General features: G+C 35.2%; 9 protein-coding genes and 1 pseudogene. 8 read left to right on the top strand and 2 right to left on the bottom strand.

The window, feature by feature from the left end; genetic code table 11:
• Positions 1-63: 63 nt before the first annotated feature.
• From rplK to RM542_RS14605, 7 genes are all read left to right on the top strand, one after another.
• On the top strand, positions 64-501 hold the full coding sequence (gene rplK / locus RM542_RS14575) for a 50S ribosomal protein L11 (protein ID WP_311386484.1): 438 nt from the start codon (positions 64-66) through the stop codon (positions 499-501).
• Between the two features lie 19 nt (positions 502-520).
• Complete coding sequence (gene rplA, locus RM542_RS14580) at positions 521-1,210, top strand: 50S ribosomal protein L1 (protein WP_311386485.1); 690 nt, start codon at positions 521-523, stop codon at positions 1,208-1,210.
• Positions 1,211-1,236: 26 nt separating this feature from the next.
• The gene (gene rplJ / locus RM542_RS14585; RefSeq protein ID WP_311386486.1) at positions 1,237-1,752 is read left to right on the top strand and encodes a 50S ribosomal protein L10; all 516 of its coding nucleotides are present in this window, start codon (positions 1,237-1,239) and stop codon (positions 1,750-1,752) included.
• Between the two features lie 54 nt (positions 1,753-1,806).
• A complete protein-coding gene (gene rplL / locus RM542_RS14590; RefSeq protein ID WP_311386487.1) occupies positions 1,807-2,187 on the top strand; it encodes a 50S ribosomal protein L7/L12 in 381 nt (126 codons plus the stop codon).
• Between the two features lie 128 nt (positions 2,188-2,315).
• Complete coding sequence (gene rpoB / locus RM542_RS14595) at positions 2,316-6,125, top strand: DNA-directed RNA polymerase subunit beta (protein ID WP_311386488.1); 3,810 nt, start codon at positions 2,316-2,318, stop codon at positions 6,123-6,125.
• Between the two features lie 61 nt (positions 6,126-6,186).
• The gene (gene rpoC / locus RM542_RS14600; protein WP_311386489.1) at positions 6,187-10,485 is read left to right on the top strand and encodes a DNA-directed RNA polymerase subunit beta'; all 4,299 of its coding nucleotides are present in this window, start codon (positions 6,187-6,189) and stop codon (positions 10,483-10,485) included.
• 53 nt (positions 10,486-10,538) lie between these two features.
• Positions 10,539-10,850 carry a DUF3467 domain-containing protein gene (locus RM542_RS14605; protein ID WP_311386490.1) on the top strand — a complete coding sequence of 104 codons (312 nt, stop codon included), beginning with the start codon at positions 10,539-10,541 and terminating at the stop codon, positions 10,848-10,850.
• Positions 10,851-10,903: 53 nt separating this feature from the next.
• Here the strand turns inward: RM542_RS14605 and RM542_RS14610 are convergent, their stop codons facing one another.
• Both RM542_RS14610 and RM542_RS14615 read right to left on the bottom strand, forming a co-directional pair.
• Positions 10,904-11,335, bottom strand: coding sequence for a hypothetical protein (locus RM542_RS14610; RefSeq protein ID WP_311386491.1), 432 nt, complete (start codon positions 11,333-11,335; stop codon positions 10,904-10,906).
• A gap of 100 nt (positions 11,336-11,435) precedes the next feature.
• Positions 11,436-13,022 (bottom strand): peptide chain release factor 3, encoded by a 1,587-nt coding sequence (locus RM542_RS14615; protein WP_311386492.1) that lies wholly within the window; start codon positions 13,020-13,022, stop codon positions 11,436-11,438.
• A 379-nt stretch (positions 13,023-13,401) separates the two neighbouring features.
• On the opposite strand from RM542_RS14615, the pseudogene RM542_RS14620 reads away from it, so the two are divergent.
• Positions 13,402-13,925: pseudogene (locus RM542_RS14620) on the top strand (hypothetical protein); the annotation flags it as partial.

A 13,925-nucleotide genomic window follows, 5' to 3' on the forward strand; every position in this document is an offset into this window, starting at 1 on the left:
GCTGTTACATATATAGAAATTGTGTTGCTTCCAATTAGCACATTTTCATTTTAAACAAAAACAATGGCAAAAGAAGTAGATAAGGTAGTTAAATTACAAGTTAGGGGAGGTGCTGCGAATCCGTCGCCACCGGTTGGACCCGCCTTAGGTGCTGCCGGTGTTAACATCATGGAGTTCTGTAAGCAATTTAATGCACGAACGCAGGACAAACAGGGCAAAGTATTGCCAGTTGTTATCACGGTATATAAAGACAAGTCTTTCGACTTTGTTGTAAAAACACCACCAGCGGCAGTTCAATTGATGGAAGCAGCTAAGATTAAAAAAGGATCAGGCGAACCTAACAGAGTTAAAAATGGATCTGTTTCATGGGATCAAGTAAAGCAAATCGCTGAAGACAAGATGGTCGATTTGAATGCTTTTACTGTAGAGTCAGCAATGAGTATGGTTGCTGGAACTGCTAGATCAATGGGATTAAAGGTTGCAGGTAAAAGACCTTTTTAAAATCTAAAAGCAATTTCAAATGGCAAAATTGACTAAAAATCAAAAAGAAGCTCAATCTAAAATTGACAGAAACAAATTGTATTCTGTTGACGAGGCATCGGCTTTAATTAAAGAGATAACTAATGTAAAATTTGATGCGTCAATTGATTTGGCTGTACGTTTAGGTGTTGATCCTAGAAAAGCCAATCAAATGGTACGTGGTGTAGTAACACTACCTCATGGTACTGGTAAAGATGTAAAAGTTTTAGCATTGGTAACACCAGATAAAGAAGCAGAAGCGAAAGAAGCGGGTGCAGATTTTATTGGGTTAGATGAATATTTGGATAAAATAAAAGGCGGTTGGACTGATGTTGATGTCATCATCACAATGCCTAGCGTTATGGGTAAATTAGGACCATTAGGTAGAGTTTTAGGACCTAGAGGTTTAATGCCTAATCCAAAAACCGGAACAGTTACCATGGATGTTGCTAAGGCAGTATCTGATGTAAAAGCTGGTAAAATAGATTTCAAAGTTGACAAAACAGGAATCGTACATGCAGCGATTGGTAAAGCTTCATTTTCAGCTGATAAAATAGCTGGAAATGCTAAAGAGCTTTTAGAAACTTTAAATAAGTTGAAGCCAGCTGCGGCAAAAGGTGTTTACATGAAAAGTGTTTTCATGTCAAGTACTATGAGTCCAAGTGTACCTTTAGACCCTAAAACAGTTTAATTACTGAGTAGTTCAAAATTAAAACAATGACAAGAGAAGAAAAAGCAACGGTAATTGAAGATTTGACTGCACAGTTGGCTGATAACTCTAACATATATCTTGCAGATATATCTGGTTTAGATGCATTGACTACTTCTAATTTAAGAAGAGCGTGTTTTAAAGCCAATATTAAGCTGGCAGTTGTCAAAAACACATTACTTGAAAAAGCAATGGAAGCTTCTGATAAGGAGTTTGGTGAACTTCCTGAAGTGTTAAAGGGTAATACCTCTTTAATGCTTTCTGAAACTGGAAATGCGCCAGCAAAACTTATTAAGAATTTTAGAAAGAAATCAGATAAACCTTTATTAAAAGGTGCCTTTATTGAAGAGGCAGTTTATATTGGAGATGAAAATCTTGATTCTTTGGTTAATATCAAATCAAAAGAAGAGGTCATCGGAGATATTATCGGATTATTACAATCACCTGCCAAGAATGTTATTTCTGGGCTTAAATCTGGTGGTGGTAAACTAGCCGGGATTATTAAAACTTTATCTGAAAGATAATACGTACGCACACAAACAATTATATTTTAAGAATTTTATTTAAACGATAGAAAAATGGCAGATTTAAAAGATTTTGCAGAACAATTGGTCAACCTTACTGTAAAAGAGGTAAATGAATTGGCTGGTATTTTAAAAGAAGAATATGGTATCGAGCCTGCAGCCGCTGCTGTAGCTGTTGCCGCTGGCGGTGGAGCTGGTGGTGGTGAAGAAGCCGCTGAAGAAAAATCAGAATTTGATGTAATTTTAACTGCAGCTGGTGGTTCTAAATTAGCAGTTGTTAAATTGGTAAAAGAATTAACAGGTCTTGGCTTGAAAGATGCTAAAGAGATTGTTGATAGCGCACCAAAAGCTGTTAAAGAAGCTGTTTCTAAAGATGAAGCAGAAGGTATCAAAAAATCTTTGGAAGAAGCAGGAGCAGAAGTTGAGCTTAAGTAATAGCTTCCACATAGACAATATGGTTAAGGTCTTTCCGTAAAAACGGTCAGACCTTAGCCTGTTTTTATAGCCACGTGTGACGGCACACGTATCCCCTAAGAGAATTCACTATCAAAATTTGTCCATAGATGTTCACAAATCAGACTGAAAGAGTAAATTTTGCATCCGCTAAGAACATACCGGAATATCCGGATTTCTTGGACATTCAGATTAAGTCATTTCAAGACTTTTTTCAACTTGAGACTAAATCTGACGAAAGAGGCAACGAAGGTTTGTATAATACCTTCATGGAAAACTTTCCAATCACAGATACCAGAAACCAATTTGTACTTGAGTTTTTGGATTATTTTATTGACCCTCCTCGTTATTCTATACAAGAATGTATTGAGCGTGGTCTTACTTATAGCGTACCTTTAAAAGCGCGTTTAAAACTTTACTGTACCGATCCTGAACACGAAGATTTTGAAACAATTGTTCAAGATGTGTATTTGGGAACAATACCTTACATGACTCCAAGTGGTACCTTTGTAATCAATGGAGCTGAAAGAGTTGTTGTTTCTCAATTACATAGATCTCCGGGTGTATTTTTCGGACAGTCTTTCCATGCAAATGGTACGAAATTATACTCTGCAAGAGTAATTCCATTCAAGGGATCTTGGATTGAATTTGCAACTGACATCAATGGCGTTATGTATGCTTATATTGATAGAAAGAAAAAGTTGCCTGTAACTACTTTATTTAGAGCCATTGGTTTTGAAAGAGATAAAGATATTCTTGAAATTTTTGACCTTTCTGAAGAGGTAAAAGTATCTAAGGCAGGACTTAAAAAAGTCATGGGTCGCAAGTTAGCGGCAAGAGTTTTGAATACTTGGCATGAAGATTTTGTGGATGAAGATACTGGTGAAGTTGTTTCAATTGAAAGAAATGAAATCGTTCTTGATCGTGATACAATTCTTGAAAAAGAACATGTTGATGAAATCATTGATGCTGATGTAAAAACTATTCTTTTACATAAAGAGAATAATGCACAATCAGATTACGCAATAATTCATAATACGCTTCAAAAAGATCCAACAAACTCTGAAAAGGAAGCTGTTGAACATATCTATCGTCAATTGCGTAATGCAGAACCGCCAGATGAGGAAACTGCTCGCGGTATTATTGATAAATTGTTCTTCTCAGATCAACGTTACAATTTAGGTGAAGTAGGTCGTTATAGAATGAACAAGAAATTACAGTTAGATATTGGAATGGACAAACAAGTCTTGACCAAAGAAGATATCATAACTATAATAAAATACTTAATTGAGCTAATTAATTCTAAAGCAGAGATTGATGATATTGACCACTTGTCTAACCGTCGTGTAAGAACAGTAGGTGAACAATTGTCTTCTCAATTCGGTGTTGGTTTGGCACGTATGGCGCGTACGATTCGCGAACGTATGAATGTTCGTGATAATGAGGTTTTTACACCAATAGATTTGATTAATGCTAAGACATTGTCTTCTGTAATTAATTCATTCTTTGGAACGAACCAGTTGTCTCAATTCATGGATCAAACAAATCCATTAGCTGAGATTACTCACAAACGAAGATTATCAGCATTAGGACCTGGAGGACTTTCAAGAGAAAGGGCAGGTTTTGAGGTAAGAGATGTTCACTATACTCATTATGGACGTCTATGCCCAATTGAAACTCCAGAAGGACCAAATATTGGTTTGATTTCTTCACTTTCGGTATTTGCTAAGGTTAATCCAATGGGATTCTTAGAAACACCTTATCGCAAAGTTCAAAATGGTAAAGTGGATACTAAGAATTTTGGATACTTAAGTGCTGAGGAGGAGGAAGGAATGAAAATTGTTCAAGCGAATATTCCTTTAAAAGAAGACGGAACTATAATTAATGATAAGGTAATTGCAAGGGAAGAAGGTGATTTTCCAGTAGTAGACCCTTCTGAAGTAAATTATACGGATGTTGCGCCAAATCAAATTGCTTCCATATCTGCTTCATTAATCCCGTTTTTGGAACATGATGATGCAAACCGTGCTTTAATGGGGTCAAACATGATGCGTCAAGCTGTACCATTATTGCGACCACAATCTCCTATTGTAGGAACTGGATTAGAACGTCAAGTTGCAACAGATTCTAGAGTATTAATAAATGCTGAAGAAAATGGTGTAATTGATTATGTTGATGCTCAAAAAATCACAGTAAAATATACGAGGTCAGCAGATGAGAAATTAGTAAGCTTTGAAGAAGATTACAAATCTTACAATCTTATTAAGTTCCGTAAAACGAATCAAGGAACAAGTATCAATCTTAAGCCTATTGTTAAGAAAGGTGATAAGGTTAAAAAAGGTCAAGTTCTTTGTGAGGGGTATGCAACTGAAAAGGGTGAATTGGCGCTTGGAAGAAATATGAAAGTTGCCTTTATGCCTTGGAAAGGGTATAACTTTGAGGATGCAATCGTAATATCCGAAAAAGTTGTTCGTGAAGATATCTTTACTTCAATACATATTGATGAATATGCTCTAGAAGTTCGTGATACTAAATTAGGTGCTGAAGAGCTTACTAATGACATTCCAAATGTTTCTGAAGAAGCTACAAGCGATTTAGATGAAAATGGAATGATTAGAATTGGGGCAGAAGTTAAGCCTGGTGATATTTTAATTGGTAAAATTACTCCTAAAGGAGAATCTGATCCTACACCAGAAGAGAAACTACTTCGTGCAATTTTTGGAGATAAAGCTGGTGATGTAAAAGATGCATCTTTAAAAGCTTCGCCTTCTCTAAGAGGAGTAGTTATTGACAAAAAGCTTTTCTCTCGTTCAATAAAGGACAAACGCAAGCGTTCGGAGGATAAGGAGGCTATTTCTAATTTAGAATTAGAATACGAAGTTAAATTCCAGCAGTTGAAAGACGTTTTAGTTGAAAAATTATTTACTCTTGTTAATGGAAAAACTTCGCAAGGTGTTATGAATGACCTTGGTGAAGAAGTTCTTCCTAAAGGCAAGAAGTATACAATCAAAATGCTTAATGCTGTTGATGATTTTGCTCACTTGGTAACAGGCAGCTGGACAACTGATTATAAGACTAATGCTCAAGTAGCTGATTTACTTCATAACTACAAAATTAAATTAAATGACCTTCAAGGTAATTTAAGAAGAGATAAGTTCACAATTTCTGTAGGTGATGAATTGCCAGCTGGTATTATGAAATTAGCTAAGGTTTATATAGCTAAGAAACGTAAGTTGAAAGTTGGTGATAAAATGGCAGGTCGTCACGGTAATAAGGGTATTGTTGCTCGAATTGTTCGTCAAGAAGATATGCCTTTCTTGGAAGATGGAACACCAGTTGATATTGTATTGAATCCACTAGGGGTACCATCGCGTATGAATATTGGCCAAATTTATGAAACAGTGCTTGGTTGGGCTGGAGAAAAATTAGGAAGAAAGTACGGAACACCAATTTTTGATGGGGCTACTTTGGATCAAATCAATGCTTTGACTGATGAAGCAGGGGTTCCAAGATTTGGACATACACATTTATATGATGGTGGAACTGGAGAGCGATTTGATCAAGCTGCAACTGTTGGAATTATCTACATGTTGAAATTAGGTCATATGGTTGATGATAAGATGCACGCTCGTTCGATAGGTCCATATTCGTTGATTACACAACAACCATTGGGTGGTAAAGCCCAATTTGGAGGTCAACGTTTTGGTGAGATGGAAGTTTGGGCGCTTGAAGCCTATGGGGCTTCGTCAACTCTTCGCGAAATATTGACTGTTAAATCGGATGACGTAATCGGTAGAGCCAAAACTTATGAATCAATTGTAAAAGGCGAAACAATGCCTGAGCCTGGGTTACCAGAATCTTTTAATGTACTAATGCACGAACTGAAAGGTTTAGGCTTAGATATTAGATTGGAAGAGTAATAGTATAGTTGAAAAACTATTTAAAAGAGAACATTTTTAACATTTTCATCTTTATAGCATTATGGCTAGAATAAAAGATAATAACGCACCAAAGAGGTTTAATAAAATTTCAATAGGTCTTGCTTCTCCAGAATCAATTTTGGCAGAATCAAGAGGAGAAGTTTTAAAACCAGAAACTATTAATTATAGAACTCATAAGCCAGAGCGAGATGGTTTATTCTGTGAACGTATTTTTGGTCCTGTAAAGGATTATGAATGTGCTTGCGGTAAATATAAGCGAATCCGTTATCGTGGAATTGTATGTGATCGTTGTGGTGTTGAAGTAACTGAGAAAAAAGTACGTCGCGATAGAGTAGGCCATATCAACTTAGTTGTGCCTGTCGCACACATATGGTATTTCCGTTCGCTTCCTAATAAAATAGGTTATTTATTAGGGTTACCATCCAAGAAATTGGATATGATCATATACTACGAGCGTTACGTAGTTATACAGCCTGGTATTGCAAAAGGACCTGAAGGAGAAGAAATCAATAAAATGGATTTCTTGACAGAGGAGGAATATTTAAATATATTGGAGACTATTCCTGCCGAGAATCAATATTTAGAGGATTCAGATCCGAACAAGTTCATAGCAAAAATGGGAGCTGAGTGTCTAATTGATTTATTAGGACGAATTGACTTAGAACAGCTTTCTTATGAATTAAGACATAAAGCAAATACTGAGACCTCAAAGCAACGTAAAACAGAGGCTTTAAAAAGGCTTCAAGTAGTAGAAGCTTTGCGTGAGTCTCAAGAAAATCGTGAGAACAGACCTGAGTGGATGATTATGAAGGTGGTACCAGTAATTCCGCCTGAATTACGTCCATTAGTGCCTTTAGATGGTGGTCGTTTTGCGACTTCAGATTTGAATGATTTATACCGTAGAGTAATTATTAGAAATAATCGTTTAAAGCGATTGATGGAAATAAAAGCTCCGGAGGTAATTCTTCGTAATGAAAAAAGAATGCTTCAAGAATCTGTCGATTCACTTTTTGATAATACGAGAAAAGCTTCTGCTGTAAAAACGGAATCTAATAGACCACTTAAATCACTTTCCGATTCGTTAAAAGGTAAACAAGGTCGTTTCCGTCAAAACTTACTTGGAAAACGTGTTGATTATTCTGCACGTTCAGTAATTGTTGTTGGTCCGGAAATGAACTTATATGAGTGCGGCCTTCCAAAAGATATGGCTGCCGAGCTTTATAAGCCATTTGTAATCAGAAAACTGATTGAAAGAGGTATTGTAAAAACAGTAAAGTCGGCTAAAAAGATTATAGATAAAAAGGAACCTGTAGTTTGGGATATTCTTGAAAATGTTTTGAAAGGTCACCCGGTTTTATTGAATAGGGCCCCAACATTACACCGTCTAGGTATTCAAGCTTTTCAACCTAAACTTATTGAGGGTAAAGCTATTCGTTTACATCCATTAGCATGTACTGCATTTAATGCAGATTTTGATGGTGACCAAATGGCGGTGCACTTGCCATTAGGTCCTGAGGCCATTTTAGAAGCTCAATTATTAATGTTGGCTTCTCAAAATATATTAAACCCTGCAAATGGTTCTCCAATTACCGTTCCTTCTCAAGATATGGTTTTAGGTCTTTACTATATGACCAAACATCGTAAGTCTACTAAAGAAGTTCCTGTGAAGGGAGAAGGGTTAACTTTTTATTCTGCTGAAGAAGTAGAAATAGCGTTCAATGAGAAGAAAGTTGAACTTAACGCTGGTATTAAAGTACGAGCAGTTGATTTTAATGAAGAAGGCGAATTAGTTAGCCAAATAATTGAGACTACCGTAGGTAGAGTATTATTTAATAGTCATGTTCCAAAAGAAGCTGGTTTTATCAATCAGGTATTGAATAAGAAGGCACTTCGTAATATTATTGGTGATATTCTTGCAGTAACTGATGTTCCTAGAACTGCTGAGTTCTTGGATAAGATTAAGACTATGGGATATCAATTCGCTTTTAAAGGTGGATTATCTTTCAGTTTAGGGGATATTATTATTCCTAAGGAAAAAATTGAAATGATTGATGAGGCTAATGGTCAAGTAGATGGTATTATGGCCAATTATAACATGGGTCTTATTACTAATAATGAGCGATATAATCAAGTTATTGATGTTTGGACATCTACCAACGCTATGTTAACTGAATTAGCAATGAAACGTATTCGCGAGGATCAACAAGGTTTCAATTCGGTTTATATGATGTTGGATTCTGGTGCAAGGGGTTCTAAAGAACAAATTCGTCAGTTAACTGGTATGCGTGGTTTAATGGCTAAACCTAAAAAATCAACAGCAGGTGGTGGTGAAATTATTGAGAATCCTATTCTTTCGAACTTTAAAGAAGGATTGTCAATCCTTGAATATTTCATCTCAACTCACGGTGCTCGTAAAGGATTAGCAGATACCGCGTTAAAAACTGCAGATGCTGGTTATTTAACTAGACGTTTGGTTGATGTTTCACAAGATGTGATTATTAATATTGAAGATTGTGAGACGCTGCGTGGAATTGAGGTTAAAGCGCTCAAAAAGAATGAAGAAATTGTTGAAACATTAGGCGAACGTATCGTTGGTCGTGTTTCATTGCATGATATTTTTGACCCTGTTTCTGAAGAATTATTGGTGGCTGCAGGTCAGCACATCACGGAGGTTGAGGTTAAGAAAATTGAAGCATCTCCGATTGATAAAGTCGAAGTTCGTTCACCATTAACATGTGAAGCACCTAAAGGAATTTGTGGAAAGTGTTACGGTCGTAACCTTGCTACAAATAAAATGGTTCAAAGAGGTGAAGCTGTTGGTGTGGTTGCTGCTCAGTCTATTGGTGAGCCAGGTACACAATTAACATTGCGTACGTTCCACGTGGGAGGTATTGCAGGTAACATTTCAGAGGAAAGTAGATTAGAAGCTAAGTTTGAGGGTGTTGCTGAAATTGAAGATTTGAGAACTGTAGTTGGAGAAAACAATGAAGGTGAAAAATCGAATATTGTTATATCAAGAACTTCTGAGATAAAAATTATTGATAAGAAAACAGGTATTACTCTAAGTACGAATAATATTCCTTACGGTTCTCAATTATTAATTAAGAATGGAGCTAAAATTAAAAAAGGAGAAGTTATTTGTTCTTGGGATCCATACAATGGTGTTATAGTTTCTGAGTTTACTGGTAAGATTGCTTACGAAAATATTGAGCAAGGAATTACTTATCAAGTTGAAATTGATGAGCAAACAGGTTTTCAGGAAAAAGTAATTTCTGAATCTAGAAATAAAAAGTTGATACCAACTTTATTAATTCAAGATGCTAAAGGTGAAACTTTGCGATCGTATAATTTACCAGTTGGTTCACATATCATGGTTGATGACGGCGAAAAAATTAATGAAGGAAAGACTTTGGTTAAGATTCCACGTAAATCGGCAAAAGCAGGTGATATTACTGGTGGTTTACCAAGGGTGACTGAATTGTTTGAAGCTCGAAATCCTTCAAACCCTGCAGTTGTATCAGCGATTGATGGTGTTGTGTCATTCGGTAAAATCAAGCGTGGTAATCGTGAGATAATTATTGAGTCTAAATTAGGTGAAATAAAAAAGTACCTTGTAAAATTGTCTAATCAAATTCTTGTTCAAGAAAATGATTACGTTAGAGCTGGGATGCCACTTTCTGATGGGTCAATTACACCAGAAGATATTTTGGCAATTAAAGGGCCATCAGCGGTACAGCAATACTTGGTTAATGAAGTACAAGAGGTATATCGTTTACAAGGAGTAAAAATTAACGATAAGCATTTTGAAGTTGTTGTAAGACAAATGATGCGTAAGGTTAGAATTCAAGACTCTGGTGACACTATTTTCTTAGAAAATCAACTTATTCATAAAGATGATTTTATACGTGAGAATGATGAGATTTTTGGTAAGAAAGTAGTTGAAGAGGCAGGAGATTCTGAAAACTTGAAAGCAGGTCAAATAATAACGGCAAGAGAGCTTAGAGATGAAAATTCTTTATTAAAGCGTTCTGATAAGAATCTTGTTACTGCTAGAGATGCTGTTGCAGCAACTGCAACGCCAATCTTGCAAGGTATTACAAGAGCTTCTTTACAAACTAAATCATTTATTTCAGCGGCTTCTTTCCAAGAAACTACTAAAGTACTGAACGAGGCTGCTGTAAGCGGTAAAGTTGATACTCTAGAAGGATTGAAAGAAAATGTGATTGTAGGACATAAAATTCCTGCAGGTACAGGCATGAGAGACTATGATAGTATCATTGTTGGTTCGAAAGAAGAATATGATGAGATAATGGCTCGAAAAGAAGAGTTTAAGTTTTAAATACTAAAAACCCTGACAAAATTGTCAGGGTTTTTGTTTGAATCAAATTAGAAATGGCAGAAAAGAACCCGAAACAAAAGCAAATAAATATTGAATTGGATGAAAAGATGGCCGAAGGAATTTATTCCAACCTTGCTATCATAAATCATTCAGTTTCTGAATTTGTAGTTGATTTTATAAGCTTAATGCCTGGTGCACCGAAAGCCAAGGTGAAAAGCAGAATAGTATTGACTCCGCAGCATGCTAAAAAGTTTTTAAAGGCTTTAAATGATAATGTGAATCGTTTTGAGAAGGCCCATGGTACAATTAAGGATTATGAGCAGCCTTCAATACCTTTAAATTTTGGCCCAGCTGGAGAAGCATAAATAAAAACCCTGACATTTTCGTCAGGGTTTTATTTTTTAAAAACACTTCTTTTTTATTTTAACCAGCCCTTTTGAATGCTTTTAGTTGAAAACATAATTAGTAAAAGACCAATAATGGTTACAGTAATTGGCATGGCAAAAGAATTCGGAAAAACTTCGTCTGCATTTTGAATGAATAGCCAATTGATAAATTGGGCAACTGCAGTTATAAAAGAAAGAATGAACAGAGGCTTCGCCCACTTTTTTCTTAATAATAAGGCAATACAAGCAATAGTGCCTGAAAAAACAGCAATAGCAAAACATGCAGTAGCCCAAGCAGGAATAGCTTCAAACACTTCTCTTTGAACTTGAGTCATTGTTTCTAACATCTCGACTTGATTGTAAGCTGTGTAAAGGTATTGAAACACTCCAAAAAAATTCCAAAAAAGGGCAATAACACTTATTACCCAAAACCATATCGATGGTTTTGATGTTGAATTTGTCATTTGTAAAGTTTTATTGGTTAATAGCCAATAAGTTACAAAAAAGACCTAATTAAACAGTAATTACACGTATTAAGAAGGACAGATGTTTAGGTTGTTTTAATTATTCAAACTCTGAAGTGAAATGAAGTTTTACACTTGGATATTTTTGTTGAGTCATTTGAAGCGAAAACTGTGAATCAGCCAAGAAAACTAGTTGTTCTCTCTTATCAATTGCCAAAAACTTTTGTTTTACTCTTTTAAACTCCTTGAACTCCTCATTTTTTTCATCCGCTTCAACCCAACAGGCTTTATGAACTGGGAAATTCTCATAAGTACACTTAGCACCGTACTCATGTTCAAGACGATATTGGATAACTTCATATTGAAGAGCACCTACAGTTCCAATAATTTTTCTGCCGTTTAATTCTAGTGTAAATAATTGTGCAACTCCTTCATCCATTAATTGGTCAATACCTTTATTTAGCTGTTTGGCCTTCATTGGGTCGGCATTATTGATGTACCTAAAATGTTCCGGAGAAAAACTGGGTATCCCTTTATAATGAAGTTTTTCTCCATTGGTCAAAGTATCACCTATTTTAAAATTACCAGTATCATGTAAACCAACAATATCTCCGGGGTATGAAATATCGACAATCTCCTTTTTTTCAGCGAAAAATGCATTTGGACTAGAAAATTTTAAATTTTTATTATGACGAACATGTAAGTAAGGTTTATTGCGTTCAAAAGTTCCTGAAACAATTTTAATAAATGCTAATCTGTCTCTATGCTTAGGGTCCATATTTGCATGAATCTTAAATACAAACCCAGAAAAGTCTTGTTCCTTTGCTAGTACTAGTCTTTCTTCTGCCATTTTCGATAATGGGGCTGGGGCAATATTTATAAAGCAATCAAGTAGCTCACGTACTCCAAAATTATTCAATGCAGATCCAAAGAAAACAGGTTGTTGTTCGGCTTTTAAATAGGATTCCGTGTCAAATGAGGGATAAACTCCCTCCACCAATTCCAAATTTTCCCTTAATTCAATGGCTGCCTTTTCACCTATAATAGAATCTAATTCTTGATTTTCAATATTATCAAATGCAATTGTTTCTTCAATATTTTGCTTGCTATTGCCACTGAACAAGTTTATGTTTTTTTCGTAAATATTATAAATACCTTTAAAATCATACCCCATGCCTATTGGAAAACTCAAGGGAGTTACTGTTAAACCTAATTTTTGCTCAACTTCATCCAAAAGATCAAATGCGTCTTTACCTTCACGATCTAATTTATTGATAAATACAATCATTGGTATTTTTCGCATCCTACAAACTTCAACTAATTTCTCAGTCTGTTCTTCGACCCCTTTTGCTACATCAATAACAACGATAACACTGTCTACAGCAGTTAAGGTTCTGAAGGTGTCTTCGGCGAAATCTTTGTGTCCGGGAGTATCAAGTATATTGATTTTTTTGTTTTTGTAAATAAACGCGAGTACCGAAGTTGCAACCGAAATACCGCGCTGTCTTTCAATCTCCATAAAATCACTAGTGGCAGATTTTTTTATTTTATTGTTTTTTACAGCACCAGCTTCCTTTATAGCACCACCAAAGAGAAGTAATTTTTCTGTTAATGTAGTTTTTCCAGCATCTGGGTGTGATATTATGCCAAAAGTTCTTCTTCTTGCAATTTCCTTTTCAAAGCTCATGTGAAAAATTTGGGCAAAAATAAGCTAAAATGTTGGAGTGACTTTTTTTAATAATTGGTTCTTATATGTGAATAGTTTGTGGATAAAAAAGAATCAAAATAAGATATGTACTACAAAATCAAAGTATATTTCATCTAAATACTGGTAGTTAAGTCTTTTTTGGATGTTGTAACATCTTTTTTTCTAAAATTGACGTATCTATTCAAACCAAAAGATTGCAGTTTATCGAGTAAAATAGGTAGTTAAATTGATAAAAAGTAACTATGCATAATCATACTCTGGAGCGATAAATGAAATCTTGAAGTAGTATTGATTGCCCCAAAATCCTTACAAAACATACCTACAAAGCCATGGTGATTAGTTTAAATAGACTAACGCTATGTATAAATATTTGTACCTATTCAATTCCAATATTACCATTCAATTTAAGTGTAATGGCTTAATTCAATGTTTAATACTCTCTTGTTTTTTAATTTGTAATTTTTCATTTGGGTTTAATTCTTTTGAAAATAATACAAATGATTATGATGGAGATGGTGTTTATGATGAAAATGATATCGATATCGATGGTGACGGAATAACCAATGATGTCGAAGACGGAAATGAAGATGGAGATAATTGCTATTGGACTTATCCCACAGACACAGACGCTGATGGCATACCAGATTATTTAGATATCGATTCGGACAATGACGGACTCTTAGATAACCTTGAAGCACAAAACGTACATATATATGAATCACCTTCAGGTATCGATTTGAATCATAATGGATTAGATGATATTTATGAACAATTCACACCGATTGGAATTCAACCAGATGATAGTAGAGATAATGATGGTTTTACAAATCAGTTAGATTTAGATAGTGATGACGATGGTATTCCAGACAATGTAGAAGGTCA

The sequence above is a fragment of the Croceitalea sp. P059 genome (assembly GCF_031846365.1).
Classification (GTDB): Bacteria; Bacteroidota; Bacteroidia; order Flavobacteriales; family Flavobacteriaceae; genus Croceitalea; species Croceitalea vernalis.

Coding starts and splice junctions, on each gene's coding strand:
- rplK (WP_311386484.1), top strand. CDS start 64: ATGGCAAAAGAAGTAGATAAGGTAGTTAAATTACAAGTTAGGGGAGGT.
- rplL (WP_311386487.1), top strand. CDS start 1,807: ATGGCAGATTTAAAAGATTTTGCAGAACAATTGGTCAACCTTACTGTA.
- RM542_RS14605 (WP_311386490.1), top strand. CDS start 10,539: ATGGCAGAAAAGAACCCGAAACAAAAGCAAATAAATATTGAATTGGAT.
- rpoB (WP_311386488.1), top strand. CDS start 2,316: ATGTTCACAAATCAGACTGAAAGAGTAAATTTTGCATCCGCTAAGAAC.
- RM542_RS14610 (WP_311386491.1), bottom strand. CDS start 11,335: ATGACAAATTCAACATCAAAACCATCGATATGGTTTTGGGTAATAAGT.
- RM542_RS14615 (WP_311386492.1), bottom strand. CDS start 13,022: ATGAGCTTTGAAAAGGAAATTGCAAGAAGAAGAACTTTTGGCATAATA.
- rplJ (WP_311386486.1), top strand. CDS start 1,237: ATGACAAGAGAAGAAAAAGCAACGGTAATTGAAGATTTGACTGCACAG.
- rplA (WP_311386485.1), top strand. CDS start 521: ATGGCAAAATTGACTAAAAATCAAAAAGAAGCTCAATCTAAAATTGAC.
- rpoC (WP_311386489.1), top strand. CDS start 6,187: ATGGCTAGAATAAAAGATAATAACGCACCAAAGAGGTTTAATAAAATT.